This is a genomic window from Clostridium neuense (genome assembly GCF_045310695.1).
GTDB classification, from domain to species: domain Bacteria; phylum Bacillota; class Clostridia; order Clostridiales; family Clostridiaceae; genus Clostridium_S; species Clostridium_S neuense.
Genome location: NZ_JBJIAA010000007.1, coordinates 93,444 through 120,148 on the forward strand (window position 1 = coordinate 93,444; position 26,705 = coordinate 120,148).

Below are 26,705 nucleotides of genomic sequence, written 5' to 3' on the forward strand. Positions count from 1 at the left end.
TAGTAAATTATCTGAGCTTTTTCATAAATGTATCATACTAAGCGCTAATATCCTCCTTATATGAATTACTTTTTTTCTTAGAAATGTTTTTAATTGCAGCTGGCAATGCTATTAGTGCAGGTAAAAACAGAGGCAGTAATATAATTGAAAGAGCTATTAAGCCAACAACTACTGCTATGGCAAGCTGTGTTAAAAGTTTAACTCCTGCTGGAACCAGTGTTATGAAAGTACCCCCAAGAATTAAGGCAGCGGACATAACAACGGTGCCTATGTGTTTTGAAGCTAAAACTATGGCTTCTTTAGCATCAATATCTTTGTATTCTTTAAACCTCATCATTAAGAATATGCTGTAATCAACTCCTAGTGCTACAATCATTACAAAGGAGAAAAACGGTACATTCCAGGATACTCCATCTAACTTGAAAATATTAAACACTACAAAATTTAAAACTGAGGAAGATATGTAGTAAGCTGCCATTAATGCTGCAGATATATAAAATGAAATTAATGGAGATTTTATTACCACTAAAAGTATTACAAATATGCTGACCAAAACAATTACTTTCATGGTATTTAAATCACCTGTAGCCGTTTGGTTTAAATCATAGTCCGAAGCACTTGTTCCCGAGGTTCCAAATTTTGCATTTTTAAGTACAGTACCTTTAAGTACACTTGGAATTGTATCATTAATTTCCTTTGATGTATTCATGGCTTTTGCTGAATATGGATCAGCATCTAAAACAATTGTTAGTTTAGTTATTGTTCTGTTTTTGCTCATGTACATATCTAAGGCTTCTTTTATTGAGGCATTACTAAAAGTTTCTTTTGGTGCAAAAAAGTCATTAGAATTATTAAGTTCCTGCATATAATTGTTAGTTTTTGAAAGTCCGTTTGAAATTTGAGACAATCCATTGCTGCTTTTGTTTAAGGCATCCTTAAGCTCAGGAACACTTGATCCAAGCTTATTTAGCATGCTGTTAAGTTGTGTTTGCCCAGCTTTAACTTGACTTAAACCGGAGTTTAGTTTATCCATATTTTCAATTACCATGTTTTGACCGGCTGATCCTTTTTTTAGCCCATTACTTAGAGCAGCTGAGCCATTTTCAAGCTGTGCAAGACCATTTGATAACTCATTTTGTTTAGCATTTATTTGATTTAAATTTGATGTAACTTCACTTAAGCCGGAAGTAAGCCTTGTATAGTTTTGTTTAAAAGTGCTAAGACCAGAATTTAACTTTGAAAGACCAGCGTTTATATTGCTGTAGAAAGCTTCAACACCTTGAAAGCTCTTGTCGTTTGAAAATCCATAATTCTTTGATAATAAAACCATTAAATCATTCATTTGCCTTACAGCTTGCTGGAGTTCAGTAACATTAGGTATAGCATTTCCAAGATCACTATAACCTTTTTGAATTATTGCTAAGTTGTCAGATAATTGTTTTGTATATTTTGATATTGTATCTATACCACTTTTGGCTTTAACTATTCCAGCTGCTATTTTATCAGCACCATCAGCTCCGTTTGAAATACCAGAGTTTATTTGTTTAAGGACCGAGGTTACAGCATTTAGTCCATTTTGAACTTTACCTGTTCCTGTTACAAGAGCATCTGTTTTTGATAGATTATTTAAATTTACTGAATTTAAACTTTCATTAATTTTTCCTATACCAGTATTTATGGTGTCAACACCATTTTTAGATTTTGAAAGGCCACCTGACACGGTTTTAGTCTGACTTCCTAGATAAAGTGAGTCAATTGGATCAGATAGTGGCTGGGTAATGCTTGATACACTTTTAACACCTTTTATGTTTTTTAATTTATTTGTCAAGCTATCAATAACTGTAAATGCATTGTTATTATCCATAGGTTTACCATTGTCAATAACAACTGTTGTAGTAAGTGCTTCACCTTTTCCAAAATTGTTGGTGATTAGGTTAAAGCCTTTTACTGAATCCACAGAGCTTCCAAGCTCGTTTACTGTATCATAGGAAAATTTCTGCGTATTGAAACAAACTATTGGAATTAATATAAGAATTATAATACTGGAAACTAAAATAGGCTTTTTTACTGAAAATGCAGCTCCTTTAGCCCAAAGCTTGTTTTCACCATGACTGGTGATTTTTTTTGAAGGCCAAAAAAGTTTTTTGCCAAGAATTTTCATTATGATTGGCGTAAATGTAAGTATTTCAAGCAGCAAAACTATAACAGCAATAGCAACACAGTTTGCTGAACGATATAAACCAAATTTTGCAAGGGTTAAACTTAAAAAAGCTACAAATACTGTGAGAATACTAAAGGCTATGGTTTTTCCTGCCGTTTTATATGTGCTTATAATTGCTTCATCTATAGAAGCACTGTGTGACATTTCTTCTTTAAATCTGTTAAATAAAAGTATATTGTAATCTGTTCCAATTCCAAAAAGTATAAGTACAAGTACTAATTGTGTGAGTGAAGAAATAGGATAATCAAATCTATAAACAAGCTGTCCTACTATTGCATATGAAACTAAATAGGATATTCCAACTGCTAATAAAGATATAATCGGTGTTATTACAGATCTAAATAAAATTATTAGAACTATTAAAATAAAAAATATAGTCAGAAGTGCACTTTTATCAACACCAGTGGAGACTGTTCTCATATAGTCGTCGCTTATGAAATCTGTTCCTGTTAGATAATGACTTACTTTTACATTGCTTAACTTGTTATTAATTTCATTTTTTATGTCTTTTACTTCCCTGCCTTTTTTATTGAGCTTGAAAGTAATCATGAGGGTTTTTTTATCTTTGGATATAAGCTTTGATTTTATAGAAGGTATATTAAATGGGTCAATTAAATTACTTATTCCAAGAGAGCTTTTATGACTTTTTATACTGTTTATTCCACCTTCTATACTGTCCATGTTGCTGGAACTTAACTTATTTTTGCTGTTAAATACTATTATGTCTGTATTCCCAGAGGTTTTATCCATTTTTTTTAGTATGTTATCAGCTTTAACAGAGGGGGTATCGCTGCTTAGATACTGCTGACCTTTTGATCTAAGTACTTTGTTTAAATCTGGTGAGTAAGTTATGGATAATGCTAGGGAAATTATCCATACAACAAATAGCAGCCACCTCATTTTTAATATTTTACGCATAAATTTTCCTCCTTAATGTAATATTTATTATTTTAGTGAACGGAAGTTCATTATTAACCTCAAATAAAATGCAGTTAAAACTGCAAGTGAACTAGCGTTCATTATTATAGTAAAAAAATAAATGTTGATTGTGAACAATCGTTCATTATTACCGTATTAATAAAGATAAACTATCTTGAAACTTGAAATTTATTTGTAACAAAATGCTTCTTCTGGTTATTATGGTGTACATCAATTTCAATAGTGAAACGGTTTATCTATAATGATATATATTGTAAAACCTTATATTAAACCTTAGGACTAAATAATCTATTCATATCTGTAATATAAAAATGCAAAAGTTTATTAATTAGAATTTTTATTTTGTCTCCATCATAGTCCTGCTCTAATATAAAAGAAATTCCTTCAATTAAATCATGTGATACTGTATAAACTATTATTTTTGTATTTTCATCTGTTGCTTCCGCTGTTGGATATTTAATAAATATATCGTTAACTAAAGATATTAATTCTTTTTTAAAGTTTTCAAATTTTGAACCTTTACTTTTGTTGAATATAATGAGTAGTTCATTATTTGATTCTTTTACGAAGGATGTTATATTATTTAATATCTCTGTTATGTATTTTGAAATTTCAGGGCAGTTTTCATTTGTACAATTATTTACTTGTACTTGTATTTTAACAACATATAGAAGAAGTTTATTATATACAGGTTCTATTAATGTATTAAAAAGCTCTTCCTTGTTTTTAAAGTATCTATATGTACTTCCTAAAGCTATTCCTGATTTTGATGCAATATTTCTCATTGATGCATCTAAATATCCATTGTTTTTAAACTCTATCAAAGCTGATGAAAGTATTTTTTCTCTTACCTCATCTTTTAAATATTGCATTTGCGAACCTCCGTTCATTTTTACTTAATTGTATATCACTTTTGGAAAAATGTAAATAGTTTTTTATAGTTTTGTGATTTTTAGCATTGTTTAAAAGTATATAATTAGAATAACAAAATATAGATAAAAGGTGTGATTAACATAATTATAAAAAAGGATAAAAAGATTTACTTAATTTTATGTGTAATATGCATAATTATACTTACGGATTGCGGAAAGGACAATAAGTATGTTGATATTTACAGTGTAGTACAAAAAGCTTTTACTACGGATAAGGAATATTCTAATGAATTATCGAAACATATATCAGAAAAGGTATTTAATCATATAAATGTGTACAAGGTCTATGCAGTAAATGATAAAAAATATAAAAAACCTTTTAAGGTGGATTTTAAACTTAAGGAAAATTCACAAAGTAAAATAGCAAATATAGTATATGTTAAAATGACATATTCTCTAAATATAAAGGATTCAGAAAATAAAGAAGTTGGTGGCTCGTGGAATATACCTATAAAATTTACGGTTAAAAAGGTGAATGGTGTTTGGTATATTACTGATAAGTATGAAGAACCATAGAGAGTAATTTGATAGAGGTGATTTTTTATGTGTGAAATTCGTTATGCTAATGTACATGATGCAAATGTTTTGGGTGAGATTCATTCTAGTTCCTGGAAGGCTGCATATAGGGGGATAATACCGGACAAAGTATTAGATAATATTACTGCTGAAAAAAGAGAAAAATATTTTAAAAAGGCATTAAGAGAAGCAATTGAAGAGGATGCAATAATATTTGAAGGCAGTAAGGCAGCTGGGTTTATATGCATTGGAAAGTGTAGAGATAAGGATAAGGATATTTCTTATGGTGAGATATGTGGATTATATTTGCTGCCAGACTATTGGCATAGAGGTTTAGGGCTTAAATTAATAAATTGGGGACTAGTTGAGCTTGAAAAAAGAAATTATAAAAAGATTACATTGTGGGTGCTTGAGGAAAATTTAAATGCTAGAAGGTTCTATGAAAAAGTTGGATTTAAGTTTGATGGAACGGTTAACGAAATTAATATTGGGAAAAAGCTTAATGAAGTTAGGTATGTTAAAAAATTGATAAGTGAAGATGGTGAACATTTATGATAAATTACGAAGGCACAGTGTACAGACCACCAAGTGAAGCTTATAGCCTTATAATTCAAGTTACTATAGGCTGTGCTCACAATAAGTGTAGTTTTTGCAGTATGTATAAGGATAAAAAGTTTAAAATAAAAAATCTTAAACAAATATATGAAGATTTATATGAGGCCAGAAAGCTTTATAAAAGCGTAAAACGTATATTTTTAGCAGATGGTGATGCATTTGTACTGCCATTTGAGCAGCTTAAAGATATTTTAAATAAAATAAAGGAGCTTTTTCCAGAGTGTGAAAGAGTAACCTCTTATGCAGCACCAAATGATATTTTAAGAAAATCAAAGGAAGAAATTACAGCTTTAAATAAGCTTGGGCTTAAAATGCTTTACATGGGAATAGAAAGTGGAAGTGATTCTATATTAAAGGATATAAATAAGGGAGTTAATTCTAGAGATATTATAGAGGCTGGTAAAAAAGCTAAGGATGGCGGAATGAAGTTGTCTGTCACTCTTATTTCTGGCATAGGGGGAAAAGATAAATGGATGGAAAATGCAGTTGAGTCTGCAAGAGTTATAAATGCTATAGAACCGGACTATTTAGGTACATTAACTTTTATGGTTGAACCTAATACACCAATGCATCAAGCAGTGAAATCAGGAAAGTTTCAAATTTTAAATCCAGATGAAGCTATGCTTGAAATGAGGGAACTTATAAAAAATATAGATGTTAAGAACTGTATTTTTAGAAGCAATCATGCATCAAATTATATGCCAATCGGAGGAAACTTGTCTAAGGATAAGGAGAAACTAATAAAATTAATTGATGATGTACTTAAAGGAAAGTATGAATATAAGCCAGAGGGATTTAGAAGATTATAGGTAAAAAGTTTAATTAAAGGTTATTTCCAATATATTAATTTTATAAATTGTTAATACATTCATCCCAAAATGAAAATAATATTACTTGAAGGGAGGAATGGATATGGAAGGAGATAGATTAAAGGATAGTTTTATGGAAATACCAATTGAAAACCACAATACTGCAGCTTGGGCAAATGTTGAAAAATTAAAGCCGGTTTCTAAAGTATCTATACCAAGCGAATTTGATATGAAAAACGCTAAAGAATATGTAGATTCTAATGAAAAGTAATTTTAATAAAAAAGTCTAACCGATGTGGTTAGACTTTTTTATTAGTGTTTTATTTCTGAAAGCTTTTTATATAAATCATATCTTTCATGAGCATTAATTTCAGAATTTTTAAATGCTGCTTCAGCTGCATCAGGGAAAGTATTTTGTAATGATGAATAACGGATTTCACCTTTTATGAAGTCGATATAAGAAGCAGCGGGTTCTTTAGAATCAAGAACAAATGGGTTCTTACCTTCTAACTTTAACAGAGGATTATATCTATATAAATGCCAGTAACCAGATTCTACTGCCTTCTTTTCTTCAGCTATACTAGTTCCCATACCAGTTTTTATACCATGACTTATACAAGGTGCATAGGCAATTACTAGTGAAGGACCCTTGTAAGCTTCTGCTTCTGTTATAGCTTTAACAGCATGATTCATGTTTGCACCCATAGATATTTGAGTTACATAAACATTTCCGTAGGTCATAGCCATTAAACCTAAGTCTTTCTTTCTGGTCTTTTTACCAGCTGAAGCAAACTTTGCAACGGCACCAGTAGGAGTTGATTTTGAAGATTGACCGCCTGTATTTGAGTAGATTTCTGTATCCATAACGAATATGTTTACATCATCACCCAAGGAAAGAACTTGATCTAATCCTCCAAAGCCAATGTCGTATGCCCATCCATCGCCTCCAATTAGCCAATGAGATTTTTTTACTAAATAATCCTTTTTAGTGAATATTTCATTTAAAATATTATTTTGAGCGTAATTTTCCTTTTGCAATAATTCAAGTATTCTTGCTGAAGCCTTTTTAGAAGTATCTGCATCATCAAAACCATCTAGCCATTCTTTAAAGACTTCTTTAAGCTCTGGTTTAATATCAGGAGAGTTTAATCCTTGAGTCATTAGTTCGGCAAGTCTTTCTCGCATTTGTTTTACAGCAAGAAACATTCCATAACCATATTCAGCATTATCTTCAAAGAGAGAATTTCCCCAAGAAGGACCTTTGCCGCAGTTGTTTGTGGTATATGCTATTGCAGGTGCACTTGCTCCCCAAATTGATGAACATCCTGTAGCATTAGCTATCATCATCCTATCACCATAAAGTTGTGTTAAAAGTTTTATATAAGGAGTTTCACCGCAACCAGGACAAGCGCCATTGAATTCTAGTAAAGGTCTTGCAAATTGACTGCCTTTTACTGTATGAAGGCTCATAAGTCCTTCTTTAGGAGTTATTTTTAATGCATATTCAAAGTTTTCTGACTGCTCTTCAATTTCTTCTTGAGCTGGCTTCATTATTAAAGCTTTGCCAGGAGCAGGGCATATATCAGCACAGTTTCCGCAGCCAGTACAATCAAGTGGACTTATTTGAATACGATAGTGGAGCCCAGTAAATTCCTTTCCTGTAGGAGCTTTAGTTAAAAATTTCTCTGGAGCTTTTTCTTTTTCAGCTTCATTTAAAAGACAAGCTCTTATTACTGAGTGAGGGCATATAAAGGCACATTGATTACATTGAATACATTTATCAATTTGCCATTCAGGAATATTAACTGCAATGCCACGTTTCTCATAAGCAGTTACTCCAAGAGGAAATCTTCCATCTTCCATACCATTAAATGCACTAACAGGAAGTTCATCACCTTCATGCCTTGCCATAGGTCTTTCAATTCTTTTAATAAAGTCAGGAAGCTCTTTAACCTGTGTGTGTTCATCTTTAGGATTTTTCCAAGCTTCAGGCACAGTAACCTTATGAACAGCATTTGCACCAGCATCTATAGCAGCTTTATTAGCATTTACTATGTTTTCACCCTTTTTACCATAGGTATACTCTACTGAGTCTTTTAAGTATTGCAGAGCTTTGTCTACAGGTATTATATTGGCTAATTTAAAGAATGCTGATTGCATTACCATGTTTATTCTAGAGCCCAAGCCTACCTTTTGTGCTATTGAAACAGCATCTACTGTATAAAATTCAATATTATTTTCTGCTATATATCTCTTCATTGATGCAGGAAGTTTTTCTTCTAATTCTTGATCGCTCCAAGGGCAGTTTAGTACGAAGGTTCCACCTTTTTTAAGGCCTTTAAGCACATTTATATTATATATAAAGGACTTGTTGTGACAAGCAATGTAATCTGCTTCATAAATTAAGTAAGGTGATTTTATTAGTTTATCACCAAATCTTAAATGGGATACAGTGCTTCCACCGGATTTTTTACTGTCATAAGAGAAATAAGCCTGACAATACATGTTTGTGTTATCACCTATTATCTTAACAGCACTTTTATTTGCTCCAACTGTACCATCAGAACCTAAACCATAAAATTTGCATCTTTTTGTTCCTGCTGGCGAAGTGTCTATTATATCTTCTTCTGGAAGCGATGTATTTGTAACATCATCGACAATTCCAATAGTAAATCTATTCTTTGGAGCATCGTTTTTAAGATTTTTGAAGACAGCAAGTATTTGTGAGGGTCTTGTGTCCTTAGAGCCTAAGCCGTATCTTCCACCAACTATAATAGGTTTATTTGGATTATTGTAAAATACATTAACGACATCAAGGTAAAGAGGTTCTCCAACGGAACCTGGTTCCTTTGTTCTATCTAATACTGCAATTTTTTTAACAGAGGTAGGGAGATATTTAAAGAAGTATTCAGGAGAAAATGGTCTATATAAATGTACTTTAAGAACTCCAACTTTTTCTCCTTTTTGTCTTAAATAGTCTACAGTTTCCTCTATAGTGTCACAAACGGAACCCATAGCAATGATTACTTCCTCTGCAGCAGGATCTCCATAGTAATCAAATGGGTGATATACTCTTCCAGTAATTTTTTCTATTTCTCTCATATAGCTTTCTACAATATTTGGAATATCATCGTAGAATTTATTTGAGCCTTCTCTTTGCTGAAAGTATATGTCTGGATTTTGAGCTGTTCCACGAACAGAAGGATGTTCAGGGTTAAGAGCTCTATCTCTAAATCTTTTTATTGCCTCATAATCAACTAATTTTGCAATATCTTCATAATCAATAACTTCAATTTTTTGATATTCATGAGAGGTTCTAAAACCATCAAAAAAGTGTAGGAATGGCAAGTTAGCTTTAATAGCAGATAAATGAGCTACATTTGCTAAATCCATAACCTCTTGAACACTTGAAGATGCTAAAAGTGCAAAGCCTGTTTGTCTTGTTGCCATAACATCCTGATGGTCGCCAAAAATTGATAGTGCGTGAGTTGCAATGGCACGTGCAGTTACATGGAGTACCCCAGGAAGCATTTCTCCTGCCATTTTATACATATTAGGTATCATAAGAAGTAAACCTTGAGATGCAGTGTATGTAGTTGTAAGTGCACCTGCGACGAGTGAACCGTGAACAGTTCCAGCGGCACCAGCTTCAGACTGCATTTCAACAATTTTAACGGGCTGACCAAATAGATTTTTTTTGCCATGAGATGACCAGTTATCTACAAGTTCGGCCATTGGGGTTGATGGTGTTATAGGATAAATAGCTGCAACATCTGTATAAGCATAAGAAGCATATGCAGCAGCTTCGTTTCCATCCATAGTTTTTAATTTTTTTGCCATAATTATTTCCTCCTTAAAGGTTTAACTTAAACCTAATTTTTTTCTTTTTGCCATAATATGAGCTTCAATATTATTAGATACTTCTTTAGGATCATCACCCAAAGCTATTTTTCCACCTGTAACATCCTCAGCTTTACTAGTTAAAAGATCAACTAATTGTGGAGCTCCAGTCATAAATGGAGTAGGAGAAAGATGAGTATAGGTTCCATAAGCAAGGGCGAAAATTCCATCTATAGTAGCTTTTTGTTCCATCCATTCTGGTGCAGTAACAGCTATAGGGAGATCTGGTACATCTACATTTAAATGTTCAGCAAGAGCTGTAACAAGCATTGAAATTCTTCCTGTGTCAGTGCAGGTTCCAAAGCTGAGTACTGGTGGAATTTTAAGAGCATTACATATTTCCTTTAATCCATCACCGGCAATTGTGTTTGCAGCTTCAAGTGTGCAGAGTCCAGCAACTTCAAGAGCATGGTTTCCGCAGCCTCCAGCTACAACTAAAATATCCTTTTTTATAAGTTCTTTTGTTAAGTTTACTGTTACCCAGTCTTGAGGACCATTTCTTAAAGTTGAGCAGTTAGCAAGAGCTACAACTCCTTTGATTTTTCCTTTTGCTATTACATCAACTAATGGATCAAGCTTATTTCCAAGTGCTCCAAGTACTGCTTCTGTTGAAAAACCTGCTACAGCTTTTTGGATTTTTTGTGGAACTACAGCTTCTATATTTCTCTCTTTTCTCTTTTTAAAATTTTCTATTCCAAGTTCAATTAGTTTATCTGCTATGGAATCAGCCTCAGATGGATCATATGGAAATTTATATTTAATTCCAGGTAAATCGATTATAGTGCTGATTGAAGCTAAGGTTACCTGATATTTTTCAGCATACATATCAATAGCAGGAGGAGAGCAGTTTTCTTCCATTGCAAATACATCTACTGTTCCTGTTGCAAGTAATGGTTCTATAGCAAGCCAATTTCCCATGTGACCTACAAAAACATCATCTATTGGAAATCTCTGGGCTAGTTCTTGACCTGTTTCTATTGAGCCTACGATTCTAAGACCCTTGGCTCCAGCTTTTTTCGCTTTTTCTTGAATTTCATTTTTATGTGCTTTTAATAATGTGGCAACGCCAATCCATGGTTGGTGACCATTAAATACTATATTTACGTAATTTGGGTCCATAATTCCTAAATCTGTATTAATCTCATGAGGAGTTGGAGTTCCAAAGAGTATATCCTGAACCATTTCAAGACCAATTTGTGTATTGTATATAGTAGCAATTCCAAGTCTAAGAGCCTTCATGGCTAGGGATACATGGCTTCCATCAACATTTGTAAGGCAGCTTGCAACGCAATTTTGTTCTTCATGTACAGTACCAGCAGGATATATATTTAACTTTTTCCAAGCTTCTTTTCTTTTTGTTGGGGCAAAAGCTTCTACCATTATATTGTCCTTCTCTACCCCAATTTTCTGTTGGTCTTCAAGAAGGGTGGCAAGTTCTATTGCCATATCATTAAGTTCCTGATTAGTACTTATACCAACTTTTTCACACATCCATTTAAGTTTGTTTACATCTGTAATTTTAAAAGGTGTTTTACCCTCAGCAGTTGCTTTTAATGTTCTGAAGGCTTCATAAGCATGGTGGCTATATGTACCTGCACCCATTATGTTTTTTAAAAGAAAATTTCTCATGGCCATGGCATCTGGGCCTATTCCACAAACTCCTTTATCCTGACCAGATTTTTCACTTATTCTGCAAGGTCCATTAGAGCAAAGCTGACAGCTTAAACCTTGAAGACAAAATTTACACCTTATTTTTTCTTGAAGAGCATATCTATCAAAGACATTAGACATTCCATCTTTTCTTATTCTTTTTACCATTTCTTCTACGGAATCATGATAGCTTACTCTTCCTTCTGATTTTTCCATTATGGTTTCACTCATAAAAAATATCACTCCTTGTTCTTTAGGGTATTATTAGTAAGTTTTCCTATTATTCATTTAATTATGTATAATGAATTTATACAAATAAAAAAAGCAAGTTCTAGGACTTGTTTTTTTATTTGTAGACCTTGATTTTTATATTTATTTAAAGTAAAAACTTTTGATTTTTGTGGGATTAGGTTATATTTTAAATTTAGATACAAGTTTTGTCATAAACTTTTCTATTTGTCGTGTGCTGGTAGAAAAATCTATAGACAAAATATAAATACTTCCAGCATTGATCTTGTGTTTTTTTAACCATTGTTGTGATTTAATTACAATCATTTATTACGTGCTTATCTACAAATTCTAATAGTTTAGGTGGACTCTTAGAAAGTTTAGTTTGTCACTTCTTATAGTTGTTTTAAGTACTTGTATGAAAAAAAGGTTTATTTAAAATTGGAATAATATTATTATTAATTATAATGATTATTTTTGCATTATTAAAAAAATATAAAAAGGAAAGTGAATTATATGGATAATAAATTTTTACTTATAGAAAAAATGCTTGTAGATGGTAATAATCGTTTTGTTACAAATAAATTAAAGGATAATAGTAATGTAATAAAGCTGAGGGAAGAGTTATATGAAAATGGTCAATCTCCAAAAGCAGTAGTGATTACATGTTCTGATTCACGAGTTGTGCCAGAATTTATATTTGATGTTAAGCTTGGTGAATTATTTGTCATAAGAAATGCGGGAAATATCGTAGATGAAAATGTTATAGGAAACGTGGAATTTGCAGTAAGTCATCTAAACGTAAACTATATTTTGATTATGGCTCATGAAAAATGCGGAGCTGTAGCCGAGGTTGTAGAAAAGTTTAAAGCTAATGAAAAAATTCATGGATTTATAAAACCAATAGGTGAAATTATAAAAGATAAGGTTTTGACAGGGGAGAATTTAGCTTCAAGGCTTGAAGAGGAAAATGCAAAAGAGTGTGTAAAAAAGCTTTTATGCAGTGAAATGTTAAGTAAACTTTATAACGAAAAAAAGATAAAAATAGTTGCAACTAAATATCTTTTGAAGACTGGTGAAGTTAAGAAATTGCCAAGTAACAATGCTTCGTCCCGTTAAAAAAATCCTATAAATCTAAGTGGTGATTCTAAGCGAGTGCTTGCTTTTGGGTATAGAAGGATAAAGGGCAAAGCCCATGCCCCATGCATGTTTACTCGCTTAAAAAATGCTCAGACAGATTGAATATCTAAGTATTTTATGATTTTTGAGCCAAGATTTATTAGGATTTTTTTAAATCGTTCCTTCAGCATTGTTACTTCGCACTCACGGTGGTACAAGGAAAAAATTCCTCCGTTCCTACGGAATTTTAGGTGTAAATTTTTGCGACTATTTAAATTTTTATAATACATTAGTTAAATAAAGTTGATTACAATGTTGACAAATTTTACAATTAGGACTAACATAGTAAGTGTACATACGGTATGTACACTTACTATGTTAAAGAGGTGATTTATAACGTGGAGATACAAGATGTTTTAGGGTACTTACTTGGTGTAAGTTCAAGATTTATTAAAAGAAAAATGGATAAGGAACTATTAAAATACAATCTTACAACCTCTCAATGGGCAGTGATAAAGCTTTTGTCACAGGAAGATTGCTTAACTCAGGTAGAAATTGCACAAAAATTAAAAGGTGACAAAGCAACTGCGGGAAGTATCATTTTAAACTTATACGAAAAGAAATTTGTTGATAAAATGCTGGGACAAAATGATAGAAGGGCTTATGTAATTAGTTTAACTAAAAAAGGAAGAGACGCAGTAGAGGAAATTAATTTGATAGCAGATAAGGTTACTAGAGAAGCTTTGGAAGGTATTAGTGAGGGTGATCAAAAAATATTAAAATCTTCACTTGAAAAAGTTATAAGTAATTTATCAGAGGCGAGATGAAGATGACGTGGAAGCAGGAAATATTTAGGACTTTCTTGTTGGCTTTTGGTACAATGGAAATTATTTTGAATTTTAAATTTTTACTTAAGGAAAATGGAATAAAGCTTGCAAGAAAATGGCATCAAGAAATACCTCATAATTTACCTGATAAAAATATGAGAGCTAAAGTTATATGTATGCTTTTATCCGGAATCATGTTTTTCACCGTCTCTTCAATTTCATTTATAATGCATAAGTATTTTGATTGGATGATTCTTGGTTCATTAATTATTTTTTCAGCATATGCAATTGTAGAAGCATTATATTATAGGTATTTGAATACTTTTGGTTTTGCTTCTGTTACAATTGCACTTATTATAATTTATGTTCTAGTTTAAAAATTTAATATTTCTCCGTCTTTTGGAATAATTACAGATGCTTTAATATGATTTTTATCTATATAGTACTTTAAATCTTTTCTGGAGAAGCTGCAGTGGTTCCAAGAATCCATGTGGACAGCAATAATTTTTATATCAGGAAAACAATTTGATATTTCACTTATATCTTTTCCTGTCATAGTTATTGGTTTACCAAAGGAAAAATGTGCACCGCCGCAGTTGCAAACCATTATTTCGGGCTTAAACTTTTCAATTGCGTCCTTTAGTTTTCTGCACCATACTGTATCACTAGCAATATAAATAGAAGGTTCTTTTTTACAGGAAAGAACAAATCCAGATACAGGTGCCATTTTAATTGCAAGTTCTCCATGACCATGCTCACCGCTGGTTTTATTTATAGTTATTTCACTCCAGTTATAAAAATCGCAAATCTCATGTATATTTGAAAAACCTAAAGCTTCAAGCTTTAATTTATCTTCCGGCTGACAAAACATAAGAATGTTTTTTGGAAGTATATTTGCAGCATTGCTATCAAAGTGATCTTCGTGAGTGTGGGTTATAATAACAGCATCACAGTTAATAATATTATCAATTTTTATGGGCAAATCAACCAGCGGATTGAAATTTTGATTTTCAACATCTAGAATTGGTGGCATAGTATTCTTAGGACTTAATACAGGATCAATGAGTATTTTTTTATTGTTTAAATAAATAATTACTGTTCCATGGCGTATTAATTGAATTTTCATATATAATCACTCCTCGATTTTCGTATATATTTAGTATATAATAATCATTAATTGTCTCGTTAAAGAATATTAGTGAAAAAAGTTTAATCATGAAAGGATTTAAATGAATATGATTGATAAAACTGATACAGAAATTTTAAACTTACTTATAGAAAATTCACGTGCGCAGTGGCAAGAAATCGGTGATAGGGTTCACTTAACAGGACAGGCAGTTAAAAATAGAATAAATAAAATGGAAAAACTCAATATTATAGAGGGTTATACTTTGAAGGTAAATTTACATAAGCTTGGTAAAAGTTTAATTGCTTTTATAACTGTTTTTATGAAATCATCTAATCATAGTGAATTTAAAAAATATATTCTAAATAATTCTCTTATAATTGAAGCAACCAGAATAAGTGGAGATGGTTGCTATATGCTTAAAGCGGCTGTTTTAGATGACAAAGAGCTTACTAAGCTTTTGGATGAGATTTTGGAGTATGGTAATTATAAAGTGAATTTGGCTATAGAAAATGTGAAATAATTGTAGATGAGTTTGGTAGTACTGATTTTAAACTTTCAAGTTGTACATTTATTTTAAAGGGGGGTAGCAAAGTGATTCTTAAGAGTGGTGATAAAATAGGTATAGTTGCATGCTCTAATGCTCAATTATTATCATATAAGCCTAAAATAGAGAATTTATTAAATGAAATTTCTAACATAGGATTAATTCCTATATGCAGTGAGTTTATTTTTGAAAGATATTCTGTGTTTAGTGGCACACCTTGTGAACGTGCAAATGCATTACTTAAATTTTATGCTGATAATGAAATTAAAGCTATATTTGATATATCTGGCGGTGATGTTGCAAATGAAATACTTGAGTATTTAGATTTTGATTTGATTAAGAAAAATCCTAAGCCATTTTTTGGCTACAGTGATTTAACTACTGTAATAAATGCACTATATACAAAAGTTGGTGCAGTATCATATCTATATCAGCTTCGAAATTTAATATATGATTGTAAGGAAGTTCAAATACATAGGTTTGTAAACTCACTTTTATATGGAAAGAAAGATTTATTTCATATTGATTATTCCTTTATACAGGGAAGCAGCATGGAAGGCATTGTTGTTGGCGGTAATGTAAGGTGTTTGCTCAAATTGGCTTGAACTACTTACTTGCCAAACTTTCAGAATAAAATATTACTTTTAGAGGCTTTCGGTGGAGATGCAGCTCTTATGACAACATTTTTTAATCAATTAAAGCAAATGGGAGTGTTCTCACAAATTAATGGAATACTCCTTGGCACTTTTACAAAAATGGAGGAACTTAATATTGAGCCAACAGTTCAAAGTATACTTAAAAGTGTTATAAACAACGAAAAACTTCCTATCGCTAAAACAAAGGATATAGGACATGGAACTGATTCAAAGTGCATAGCAATAGGAAAATTTATATCATTAAAATAATGTGAATTAACAATGTTTCGTCACATTAAAAAAATTTCTCTGTATATACGGAATTTTAGATATAAATTTCCGTAATTAATTAAATTTTTATAATATTTATTATTATTAAATTCTATTGATTAATCATATTTACAGTATATTTTTCGTAGGGAAAAGGAGAAAAATATTCCTTAAACTACTGTGTAATGTTAAGTAAGTGTATTGCAGGATGATTTAAATAAAATTGTATAAATCTTAGGCAAAAAACTTTAAAAGACTTAGATGTTTCAATTGTCTGAGCGTCTTTCAGCGAGTTATTGAAACTTCTTAGGCTTTTAAAGTTTTTTATCTTAGATTTATTAATTTTATTTAATATCCTGTGATGCACTTGCTTAGCATTATTGTTATTTCGCTAGAAGTTCTCCAAGCTTTTCTGCCTTTTTCATTTCTTCCGTACTTGGAGATTCATTAACAGCAAGACTGCCAATAATGTTAAAGCCATAATCATCCATTAAGTTTTTAAACTTATTCATAAATTCACCATTATCCCATCCATAAGAACCAAACAATACAACAGGTTTATTATTATTAAGGGTTAATTTGAATTCTTCTAAAAATGGAGCAAGTTCTTGTTGATCGATATTATTACCGTTTTTTGATGGACTTCCAAAAGCAAGTGCATCGGCAGATAGAACATCTTCTTTAGTAGCTTCAGAGACAAGTTTTATTGAAACATCTGCTCCGGCTTTTTTTGCACCATTAAATATTTCATTTGCTAAAACTTCGACATTACCACTTTGACTTTGATAAATTATGCAAACTTTTTTCATATTAAAACCTCCAATTAATAATTATAATTATGGAAAAATTCTTATTAACAATTAAATTATATCATATTTTTTATATTTTGTATTATATTCTAAATAAAATACTTGCAAATTAGTTGACTAAGTCAATTAATTTTAGTATTATATTTATAATAATTTATGAAAGTGAGGAGTAGCATGTGGAAGGTAATGTTGCATATGAAGTTAGGAAATTTAGCAGATTTTATACAAATATTTTAGGATTACTAGATCAATGTATATTAGATAGTTCTTATTCTTTAACTGAAGCACGTGTTCTTATTGAAATTTATAAAACTAATAGATGTACTGCTAACTGGTTAATTGAGAATCTTAATATTGATAGAGGATATATGAGTAGAATTTTAAAAAAATTTGAAAACAATGATTTAATATTAAAAGAAAAATCTTTAGAGGATGGGCGCATTATATTTCTAAACTTGACTTTAAAGGGCGAAGAGGTGTTAAGTGAACTTGAAAAAAAATCAAATAATCAAGTAGAAAAGCTTATAAGGCACTTGAATCATAGTGAAAAAGAAAAGTTAGTGAAAGCAATGAATTGTATTGAAGCCTTATTACGCAAAGAAGAAAATAATGTTATCATAAGAAGTTATACTGAAGATGATATAGACTACATAATAAAAAGACATAGAGAATTGTATAATGATGAATATGGATTCTCAGGAGAATTTGCAAACTATGTTGAAAAATATGTATTTGAATTTAATAAAAGCCATGATGAAAGCAGAGAAAATATATGGATTGCAGAATGTAACGGCAAGCAAGTGGGAGTAATTGCTGTGGTTAGAGGAGATAATGATTATACAGCCCAGCTTAGATGGTTTTTGATAGAGCCGGAAATGAGAGGTAAGGGGCTTGGGCATAAACTGGTTAAAGTAGCTATTGAATTTTGCCACGAAAAAGACTATAAACAAATTTTTTTGTGGACAGTAAATATATTAAAGGCTGCAAGACATATTTATGACAGTCATGGTTTTAAGCTTACTGAAAAAGTTGAAAACACACAATGGACAGATAAAAAGATCATAGAAGAAAAATGGGAAGTGAATTTATAAGAAGGACTTTTTTACAAACCATTAAGCTATTAATTTCAATAGTTGAGCTAGTTTTATTATATAGTAAAAAAACTGGCTCCTGTTTAATGCAGGAGCCAGTTTATAGTTACTTAGTTTTTGGTTTGATTATTTTTTTCTTGGCTCTAAATTTTAATATTGAAAACAAGCCAATTCCTGCTGCGGCAAGTACAGCAATAATTGCATATAAAGGAGTATTGCCATTTGCTGCTTTGGCACTTGGAATGATTTTTTTTACAATATTGCTTATTTGTGCAGTTACGGGTTTTTTATCACTTGCAATTGAGAAGTTAATTCTTTTTGTTGTTTTATTTCCTGCAAAATCTTTAGTTGAAATAACTAATTCATGGTTTCCAACAGTAGATATTTTATCATTTAGATTATATGGTTTTTCATCTAAGGTTGCAGTGGTTTCAGATTCAACAGCATCCTTTGAAAAGGAAATTTTGGGGGTTACAGAGCCAGTGTAAGTTTTTCCGTCATCAAGACCTGACACATATATTTGAGGAGGAGCAGCCTTTATAAAGAAACTGATTGCCTCTTTTCTTATGTTACCAGCTTTATCTACAGCTTCTATTAGTAAAGTATGCCTCCCATCCATTCCAATAATGCCTCCATGATAATCTTCTCCATCAATCATAAGTAATGACATATATGAATTTGGGTCGGTTATATATATATATGGATTTATGTAATGATTAAATATACCACCATTTGTTAATCCTTTAAGCAAAATTGAAGGTGCAGTTTTGTCTATAACAAACCTTATAATTTTTTCCGAAGAGTTTGAGGCTTTATCTGTAGAAGTGATTACTAACTCATAATTTCCTTCAGCAGAAATAATACTATTATTATAACTTGAGCCATTTAAAGTCATTGTAAATAAGTATGGATTTATATCTGTACTCGTTATTAAAGGCGTTACTGAACTATTATAGTAGTAATCATCAGTTAAGTTAGAAACATTTATAATAGGAGCAATAGTGTCTATTGTGAACCTTAAATGTGATACAGGGCTAAAATTACCAGCTCTGTCTTTACCAACAGCAGTTATTTCATACACATTATTTGCTAAAAAATCTGGAATATCATTTGGAGAATATTCAATACCGTTTATAGTTAGCTTGTCTATAAAATCATCACTATTTTCTGTTGTGATAATTGGTCTAAACGACCTATTAAAATATTGGTTGTCTGAAAAATTAAAATTAAGTACTGGTGCGGTCCTGTCAATTACAAAGCTTATAGGTTCAAGAGTAGATTCATTGCCAGCTTTATCATAGGCAGTTGCTGTAATAGAATATGTACCTTCATCATAGATGGTAAAATAATATAGTCCACTATCATCTCGCATTATATCAACTGGTATTTCAACACCATCTTTTTTTACAACAAAGCTTGTCTTAGTAGGATCAAAATTTGCATCTTGAATGTTAATGTAAGGTGTTACAGAACTGCTATTTAAATAATCATTATTTTTCACACCAGATATACTTATACTTGGAGCAGTATTATCAATTACAAAAGACTTACTGAAGGTAGAAGTATTACCTGCATCATCTTTTACAGTTACTTTTAAAGTGTAATTACCATCTTGAGCAATTTTACTTCCAGCAAATGTTATGTTCCCATTAATATTTTCATTAGCATATCCTTTGTATGCTTCTCCATTTAAGGTTATTGAATAGCTAGCAATGTGGTAATTGTCAGACATAGTTATAATTGGACTAACTGTCCCGGTGTAATTACCACCATCTTGTATGTTTCTTCCATATACTTCGTTAAACGAAATAGTTGGTGAAATTGAATCTATCGAAAATTGAATTTTTGTACTTTTAGTACATGAACTTGAATATGGGTAGGTTTTATCAGGAGCATATACTATAAGAGTATTCTTCTCACCCTTTGGTGTATCATCGGCAATTGTGTCACCCTCTAAAGTTAATATATCATTATCTTTACTTATAAATTTTAGATTATATGGTTTACCGTTCAATGTGGCATGTACTAAGTTATTATCACCAATATAATTTTTATCTAGTAATGAATTTTTAATTTTTATTATTGGCTTTACTGGCTTAGATGAAGCAGAATTATTACTTATTCCTATTATAAGCGGTGTACCATCATCTGGAATATCAGAAGGTTTATCGCTTGAATTTTTGTTTATAGATGAATTTATACTTTGATTATTGCTTGTACCTACAGCCAGTACAGTAGACTGTGTAAAAACATTTGAAATAAACAATGAAGCCAAAATTACTGAAAAAATTTTTTTACGATTCAATGATTTACTCCCCCTTACATATAAAATGTACTAGATTACATAATATACCAAGCAGCCCAAAAATTCAACTAAAAAATTAAAAAAGTTTAATAATAGTTTTAAATGAATTAATTTTTGAATTTAATAAACTGGAATATTATGCTGAAAAGTGATATTATATTATTGATTTTTATATATGGGGTGTTTTACTTGAAATTGGAAAATGAAATTTTTGATAATAAATATAAGATTGTAGATGTCCTTGGCAAGGGCGGTATGAGTATAGTATACCTTGCTAAGGATATTAAACTTGAAAAGTTTTGGGCAATTAAGCAAGTGAAAAAAAGCCTTAACTCATCTATTGATTTACTTGCCGAAACTAATATACTAAAAAATCTTGACCATCCGGCCCTTCCAAGAATAGTTGACATTATTGAAAAAAATGAAAGTGTATATTTAGTTATGGATTTTATAGATGGGATTTCACTTGATAAGCTTATTATAGAATCAGGAATGGTTGATGAAAAAACTGTAATTGATTGGGCTAAGCAGATATGTGATGTTTTAAATTATTTGCATTGTCAAAAGCCAAATCCAATAATATACAGAGACATGAAGCCGGGAAATTTAATGCTTACAAGCAGAGGTCAGATAAAGCTTATAGATTTTGGAATTGCAAGAAAGTATAAGAAAAATGTTTCTAAAGATACAACTTATATAGGTACAAGAGGGTATGCTGCTCCAGAACAATATGGAGATTATCAAAGTGATGCTAGAACAGATATATATAGTCTGGGTGTTACCCTGTATCATTTAATTACTGGTAAAAGTCCAAATGATCCACCATTTGAGATAAAGCCAATAAGAAAATTAAATCCATCACTTTCCGAAGGGATGGAATTTATTATAGAGAAATGTACAAAACAAGATCCTAACTTGAGATATCAGTCAATAAAGGAAATGCTTAATGATTTAGAAAATATACACAAGCTTAATTCTAAGTATAAAGTGGAAGTAAGAAAGAGATATATCAAAATATTCGTTAGTATTATAATGTTTATTTTTTCTGTATTTTTGATTACTTCTGGAATTTTTGGGATTAAGGCTGAAAGTATTAAAGAATATAATAATATGATTGAAAATGGTGATAAACAAGGAAGCTTGAAAAATACAAATAAAGCTATTGATAGTTTTAAAGCTGCAATAAATAAAAATGAGGAAGATTCAAAAGCATATATAAAAGCTATTAACACGTATCTTGAAAATGGGCAGTATGATCAGTGTGTAGATTTTGTTGAAACATACGTAACATCTAAGAATTCAAGTTTGATTAAAGATGATAATCTTAAATTTGTGGTTGGAATGGCATATTTTGATTATGAAAATTATAGTAAAGCGTACAAGTATTTTGATGAAATAAAAGGAAAAAAAGTTGATAATATTGACGCTCTTAAATACTATAAAGTAGTTGCAAAAGCTTTATCTACATTGAATATAAGTAAGGATAATGAAGTTGTTGAATCTGTTAATAATCTTGAAAAATACATAGATGGAAGCTCGGATATACATTTTAAAATTGGTGCATATATAACTTTAGCTCAAATTTATAGAGATAATCCTCAAGTTTTTGATGGAAATACAGATAAAGAAATATCCATTCTGGAGAAGGCTAATACTCTATCTGTTGATAAAAATAATATAATATTATATCAACAGCTGGGAGAGGCGTATTACAGTAAAGCATGTGAATTAAAGCTGGAGCAGGAAAAATATAAATTGTATTTAAATAAAGCACTTGAAAATTATAAAATAGCCATAAATGCAGGGAGCCAAATATCAGATTCTTATTGTAAGCTGGGAATGATATATAAGTATTTGGATAATGCGGGCGAAAGTAAAAACTCATTTCAAAAGGAAATTCAGATGTTTCCGGATGATTATAAAGGATACATGGAACTTGCACTTTTAGAATATGATGGACAACAAAAACTTTCAAGTAATCAAAGAAATTATAGTGATTTTATTAAGTATTATAAGCTTACAATATCTAAAAAATACAATGAGAATGATAATGAATTTATGAATTTAAGTCAAAAGTACAATGATCTTAAAAATCAAGGTATCATAAGGTGAAGGAGGCTTTTTTCAATGAGTTCTATGCAGATTCAAATAGCTAAAATAGTTGTTGGCGCTTTGGGGATTATAGTAAGCATATTGATTTTGTATTACGCTATTAAAAGCAAAGATGTAAAGGGTGACTATGAAAAAGCAGATGATTCTAAGGCAGTTTACGATATTAAGGAAAATGACAAACAGGAAACAGTTACTTTGGACAACTTAACAGATAGCACAGTACTACTTGATGACAAAAACAAAGATGAAACTGTTTGTTTATAGGATGGAGGATGTAATTATGGATAATTGCTCTAATATAAATATTTCAGAAAAAAGTATAGAAAAGAAATTTGCTGTATTAACTTTTGATGACTGGGAAAATATTGATGAAGAAAAAGTTGATATTATAAATAGTTCGAAAGCCAATTTGCTTCGTGTAGAAGTGGAAAATAGAAAAGAAAAAATTGATGTTTTATATGATATTACAAATAAAATTACTCTTGAAGAATATTTAAAGGATAAAATTTTGAAGGTAAATGAGTTTTCCAATGTTTTGCTTGAAGTGTTGAGAGAATTAAAAAAAATAGAGACTACGAAGCTTAAAGGATTTAGCTTTTTGGATTCAAAATCAGTGTATGTTGATATTTATTCTGGAGATCCTTATTTTATTTGTCTTCCTATTAAGACGCCTAGGAAGCTTCAATTGTCAGATGAGTTTTCTAAATTTACTAAGATGTTGATTATAGATGCTGCTAGAATTGATGATAGGGAAAATTTTATATCTAAAGTATTAAATTTTCTTAGGGAAAAAGCGTTTGGTATAGATGAATTTGAAGAGCTTCTTCGTAAATATTCTCAAGATAAAGCTGCTAATATGAGTAAGGTTGAAGTGGAGAAAGAACAACCGATTAATATTAAAAGTTTTAAAAAAGAGCCTGTAGTTCACAAAGTATTGAAACAGGATCAGGATGATATGATAAATCCTAGAACTGAAATTATTAAATGTGATGCTGAAAAAAGGGATGATAAAGAAAATAGTTATGTTAAAGACATAATTAAAACACGAAAAATCAAAATAAGGCGATTAAATGTTAAATATGGTCTTATAATTTCAGCAATTCAGTTGGCTGCTGCAGCTGGTGTGTTTTCGGTTATATTTTTTTTCCGTGATCAGGGATATTTAATTGAATCTATAATTATTTCAGTAATTTTAGGAATAGATTTAATTTTAGCTTTATTTTTAATATTAAATTTGTCAAGTAAAAAAAGAGCATATGAAGCTAAAGTAGCAAGTAAAAACACAGAAAATATTCGCAGTATAACGGCAAAGAATACAAATAATATAAAAATGTCCAAGAGGGAAATTGTGTCTCAAATGTCTTACTCTACACAAATTATTGAAGAAGAATATCCTTATTTGGTTGAAAATAAAAATGGCATTGTTGAAAAAATTTATATAAATAAAGATATTTTTAAAATTGGAAGATTGGCTGAGCTTGTTGATTATGTAAGTGATAATAAAGCAGTGGGAAAAATGCATGCGGAGATAAGAAAAATAAATTCGGAATATTATATTAAGGATTTAAATTCTAAGAATGGAACCTATATTAATAATAAGAGATTAGAAAGCAATGAATTATATAAGATTAAAGAAAATGATTCTATAAAATTTGCCGATAGTTCTTATGCTTTTAGGCTTAATTGAAGAGGTGAGTTATGCATAAATTTAATTTGATAGCTGGTGCTTTTAGTGATAAAGGAAATTTTAAAGATACAAATGAAGATAATATACTGGTAAAAATAGGAGAAGATAAAAGCGGAGATTTTGGAATGTTTGTTGTATGTGATGGGCTAGGAGGATTAGATTTTGGAGAGATTGCAAGTAATACAGCTGTTGTAAAGCTGAAGAAGTGGTGGGAAGAAGAATTAGCTCAAATAATAAAAACAAAGATACAAGATGAAATTCCAACAATGTTATCTTCTGTACTAAAGAAAATAAATGAAACAATAATTGAATATGGAATTCAGAAAAATAAGAAGTTAGGCACTACGGTATCTCTAATATTTATATATGGTGTTAGATATTACATATTACATGTTGGTGATAGCAGAATTTATAGTGTGAAAAATAAAATAGAAATGCTTACAGAAGATCATTCGTACGTTGCGTATAAAGTTAAAAATAATATGATGACACAAGAAGAAGCAAAAATAAGCCCTGATAGGCATGTGCTTATGCAGTGCGTAGGTGTAAAAAAAGAAATTGATATTTTTAAGCAAAGTGGTATTTTAAGTGACAAGGAAATTTTTGTGGTATGCAGCGATGGGTTTTACAATAAATTAAAGGAGGAGGATATAAAATCAAATATTATAAATGACGATTTTGATGATGAAACTTTGCAAAAATCAGCTAAAAAGCTTGTTCAACTTGTCAGAAGTAGAGGTGAAACTGATAATATTTCTGTGATTTTAGTTGGAGTAAAGAAGAATAAAATATTATAGTAAGCTTTTTTAACAAGTGTAAAGAATAGCATTTTTAAAAATGTAGTCTAATATTAGAACACTTATATTATATATTAGTTTAATAGCAAGTTTAATTGTATATTAAATTTTATAAAAAAAGTGGAAAAGTAATATATTATATGGTATTATATTGATTATTATGAATAATAATGGTTGGGTGTATATTTATTTTGGATGGTGAATTATGAGTAAGGTTAATTTTATAAAAAACATAGAATTTAGTGATAGTAACTATATTGAGCTTGTTATAAATTCTGATAGCTTTATAGATGATTATCAATTTTCTATTGTTAATGGTAGTGGAAATAACTTGATTAATTGTATTAAGGATAAGTATAAAGCAAACTGCATTTTATATTATGTTGAAAGTTATATTCCTCTTAAAAATTTTATTTTAAAGAATGTTTTTTCAATTGATGAATTTAAAAAAGTAGTAGAGCAAATTGTTGATTTGATTTTATGGATAAAAAAGCACAAGCTTGTAACTTCAAATCTAGTTATAGATATTAAATATTTGTTTATAGATGCATATAGTCATGATATTAAATTTATATATGCGCCTGTTAGTTCTAATGATTATAGTAATTCAACTATAGAAAATCTTAAAATACTTTTAAGGCAATTAGTAAATAGCAGTCAAATAAGAGGTGGAGAAGAGTTAGTAGGCTTTATTTTATCTAAGACAAATAATGATGATTTTGATATTAATAACTTTAAAAATAAAATATCAAGTTTTAATAAAAACAATGATAGAAATTCTAAAAAGCCTAGCAAATTTAAGGGCTTTGTTATTTCATTTTGTAGTATCCTTTTTTTATGCATATGTGTACCATTAATAGGTAATTATTTTAAAATTAAATTAATAATACAGTATATTGGGTATAATGCCTTAATTGGATTTTCAATATTATTTTTTACAGCAGAGTTAATTTCTTTTATAATAGTGTGCCTGACAGGAAATAAAAAGAAGAGCAGTGAAGATGAAGTTTATACTAATTTAAAAAGTGATATGAGTTATGAAAATCAGCAGGTAAAGGAAGATATTGATATAGTAAGGAGAGCTGAAGATGCTCATAAAAGAGTTAATAAAAGGGAATACAGTCCAGTAATTAAAGAAGAATTTGATTTGGATTCGAGAAAATTAAAAAAAGAAAATGATCATAGTATTTTGGATGAAGAAAATGGTACTAGCGTTCTATTTAATGATAGTTCAAATAATGCATATATCATAAAGCCAGATTCTGAAGTTGCAGACAAAATTTATATAGATAAGGCAGAATTTAATATAGGACGGGACAAGGTAAATTCAGATTTTGTAATTGAAAAGCCTACAGTTTCAGGTAAGCATGCAGCTATATTATCGGATAATGGAGAATATTACATTATTGACAATAATTCTAGTAATGGAACGTATTTGAATAATGTTAAGCTTCAACCTAATAAGAGGTACAAGCTCAACAGCAAAGATAACATTATTTTCGCAGATCAGAGTTATTGCTTTTTCTGTAATTGATTAGACAGTATGTATTACAAAATTAAATTTATGACG

21 protein-coding genes and 1 pseudogene are annotated in these 26,705 nt (G+C 30.3%); 15 read left to right on the forward strand and 7 right to left on the reverse strand.

Going from position 1 to position 26,705, the window contains the following annotated elements; translation table 11 throughout:
• Positions 1-37: 37 nt before the first annotated feature.
• Together ACJDT4_RS09760 and ACJDT4_RS09765 are read right to left on the reverse strand one after the other, a co-directional pair.
• Positions 38-3,139 (reverse strand): MMPL family transporter, encoded by a 3,102-nt coding sequence (locus ACJDT4_RS09760; RefSeq protein WP_406787374.1) that lies wholly within the window; start codon positions 3,137-3,139, stop codon positions 38-40.
• A 287-nt stretch (positions 3,140-3,426) separates the two neighbouring features.
• Positions 3,427-4,032, reverse strand: coding sequence for a TetR/AcrR family transcriptional regulator (locus ACJDT4_RS09765; protein WP_406787375.1), 606 nt, complete (start codon positions 4,030-4,032; stop codon positions 3,427-3,429).
• Positions 4,033-4,164: 132 nt separating this feature from the next.
• Between ACJDT4_RS09765 and ACJDT4_RS09770 the strand changes: the two genes are divergently transcribed.
• From ACJDT4_RS09770 to ACJDT4_RS09785, 4 genes are all read left to right on the forward strand, one after another.
• Complete coding sequence (locus ACJDT4_RS09770) at positions 4,165-4,608, forward strand: hypothetical protein (RefSeq protein WP_406787376.1); 444 nt, start codon at positions 4,165-4,167, stop codon at positions 4,606-4,608.
• Between the two features lie 27 nt (positions 4,609-4,635).
• Positions 4,636-5,163 carry a GNAT family N-acetyltransferase gene (locus ACJDT4_RS09775; protein WP_406787377.1) on the forward strand — a complete coding sequence of 176 codons (528 nt, stop codon included), beginning with the start codon at positions 4,636-4,638 and terminating at the stop codon, positions 5,161-5,163.
• Positions 5,163-6,032: a radical SAM protein gene (locus ACJDT4_RS09780; RefSeq protein WP_406787495.1), complete on the forward strand. Its 870-nt coding sequence runs from the start codon at positions 5,163-5,165 to the stop codon at positions 6,030-6,032. Before ACJDT4_RS09775 ends, ACJDT4_RS09780 begins: the two co-directional genes overlap by 1 nt.
• Positions 6,033-6,135: 103 nt before the next feature.
• Positions 6,136-6,303 carry a CDIF630_02480 family spore surface protein gene (locus ACJDT4_RS09785; protein ID WP_406787378.1) on the forward strand — a complete coding sequence of 56 codons (168 nt, stop codon included), beginning with the start codon at positions 6,136-6,138 and terminating at the stop codon, positions 6,301-6,303.
• A 41-nt stretch (positions 6,304-6,344) separates the two neighbouring features.
• Here the strand turns inward: ACJDT4_RS09785 and nifJ are convergent, their stop codons facing one another.
• Both nifJ and cooS read right to left on the reverse strand, forming a co-directional pair.
• Positions 6,345-9,872 (reverse strand): pyruvate:ferredoxin (flavodoxin) oxidoreductase, encoded by a 3,528-nt coding sequence (gene nifJ, locus ACJDT4_RS09790; RefSeq protein WP_406787379.1) that lies wholly within the window; start codon positions 9,870-9,872, stop codon positions 6,345-6,347.
• Between the two features lie 21 nt (positions 9,873-9,893).
• Positions 9,894-11,813, reverse strand: a complete 1,920-nt coding sequence (cooS, locus tag ACJDT4_RS09795; protein WP_406787380.1) for an anaerobic carbon-monoxide dehydrogenase catalytic subunit — start codon at positions 11,811-11,813, stop codon at positions 9,894-9,896.
• A gap of 513 nt (positions 11,814-12,326) precedes the next feature.
• On the opposite strand from cooS, the gene ACJDT4_RS09800 reads away from it, so the two are divergent.
• From ACJDT4_RS09800 to ACJDT4_RS09810, 3 genes are all read left to right on the forward strand, one after another.
• Positions 12,327-12,929: a carbonic anhydrase gene (locus ACJDT4_RS09800; protein WP_406787381.1), complete on the forward strand. Its 603-nt coding sequence runs from the start codon at positions 12,327-12,329 to the stop codon at positions 12,927-12,929.
• Positions 12,930-13,327: 398 nt separating this feature from the next.
• Positions 13,328-13,756, forward strand: coding sequence for a MarR family winged helix-turn-helix transcriptional regulator (locus tag ACJDT4_RS09805; RefSeq protein ID WP_406787382.1), 429 nt, complete (start codon positions 13,328-13,330; stop codon positions 13,754-13,756).
• A 2-nt stretch (positions 13,757-13,758) separates the two neighbouring features.
• A complete protein-coding gene (locus tag ACJDT4_RS09810; protein WP_406787383.1) occupies positions 13,759-14,133 on the forward strand; it encodes a hypothetical protein in 375 nt (124 codons plus the stop codon).
• Here the strand turns inward: ACJDT4_RS09810 and ACJDT4_RS09815 are convergent.
• Entirely contained in the window at positions 14,130-14,882 is a 753-nt protein-coding gene (locus tag ACJDT4_RS09815) for an MBL fold metallo-hydrolase (RefSeq protein ID WP_406787384.1), read from the reverse strand. The genes ACJDT4_RS09810 and ACJDT4_RS09815 overlap by 4 nt on opposite strands.
• 103 nt (positions 14,883-14,985) lie before the next feature.
• Here ACJDT4_RS09815 and ACJDT4_RS09820 point away from each other — a divergent pair, with 103 nt between their 5' ends.
• Both ACJDT4_RS09820 and ACJDT4_RS09825 read left to right on the forward strand, forming a co-directional pair.
• Positions 14,986-15,405, forward strand: a complete 420-nt coding sequence (locus ACJDT4_RS09820; protein ID WP_406787385.1) for an Lrp/AsnC family transcriptional regulator — start codon at positions 14,986-14,988, stop codon at positions 15,403-15,405.
• 74 nt (positions 15,406-15,479) lie between these two features.
• Positions 15,480-16,334 (forward strand): annotated as a pseudogene (locus tag ACJDT4_RS09825) (S66 family peptidase).
• Between the two features lie 383 nt (positions 16,335-16,717).
• Here the strand turns inward: ACJDT4_RS09825 and ACJDT4_RS09830 are convergent.
• Positions 16,718-17,143 carry a flavodoxin gene (locus ACJDT4_RS09830; RefSeq protein WP_406787386.1) on the reverse strand — a complete coding sequence of 142 codons (426 nt, stop codon included), beginning with the start codon at positions 17,141-17,143 and terminating at the stop codon, positions 16,718-16,720.
• A 176-nt stretch (positions 17,144-17,319) separates the two neighbouring features.
• Between ACJDT4_RS09830 and ACJDT4_RS09835 the strand changes: the two genes are divergently transcribed.
• Positions 17,320-18,234, forward strand: a complete 915-nt coding sequence (locus ACJDT4_RS09835) for a bifunctional helix-turn-helix transcriptional regulator/GNAT family N-acetyltransferase (RefSeq protein ID WP_406787387.1) — start codon at positions 17,320-17,322, stop codon at positions 18,232-18,234.
• Positions 18,235-18,340: 106 nt separating this feature from the next.
• Here ACJDT4_RS09835 and ACJDT4_RS09840 read toward each other — a convergent pair whose 3' ends face one another.
• A complete protein-coding gene (locus tag ACJDT4_RS09840; protein WP_406787388.1) occupies positions 18,341-20,539 on the reverse strand; it encodes an Ig-like domain-containing protein in 2,199 nt (732 codons plus the stop codon).
• Between the two features lie 180 nt (positions 20,540-20,719).
• On the opposite strand from ACJDT4_RS09840, the gene ACJDT4_RS09845 reads away from it, so the two are divergent.
• The 5 genes from ACJDT4_RS09845 (at position 20,720) to ACJDT4_RS09865 (ending at position 26,669) form a co-directional block, all read left to right on the forward strand.
• Positions 20,720-22,651: a protein kinase domain-containing protein gene (locus ACJDT4_RS09845; protein ID WP_406787496.1), complete on the forward strand. Its 1,932-nt coding sequence runs from the start codon at positions 20,720-20,722 to the stop codon at positions 22,649-22,651.
• Between the two features lie 15 nt (positions 22,652-22,666).
• Positions 22,667-22,915, forward strand: coding sequence for a hypothetical protein (locus ACJDT4_RS09850; RefSeq protein WP_406787389.1), 249 nt, complete (start codon positions 22,667-22,669; stop codon positions 22,913-22,915).
• 16 nt (positions 22,916-22,931) lie between these two features.
• A complete protein-coding gene (locus ACJDT4_RS09855) occupies positions 22,932-24,338 on the forward strand; it encodes an FHA domain-containing protein (RefSeq protein ID WP_406787390.1) in 1,407 nt (468 codons plus the stop codon).
• Between the two features lie 11 nt (positions 24,339-24,349).
• Positions 24,350-25,135, forward strand: coding sequence for a PP2C family protein-serine/threonine phosphatase (locus ACJDT4_RS09860; RefSeq protein ID WP_406787391.1), 786 nt, complete (start codon positions 24,350-24,352; stop codon positions 25,133-25,135).
• 205 nt (positions 25,136-25,340) lie between these two features.
• Positions 25,341-26,669 carry an FHA domain-containing protein gene (locus ACJDT4_RS09865; protein WP_406787392.1) on the forward strand — a complete coding sequence of 443 codons (1,329 nt, stop codon included), beginning with the start codon at positions 25,341-25,343 and terminating at the stop codon, positions 26,667-26,669.
• Positions 26,670-26,705: the final 36 nt, after the last annotated feature.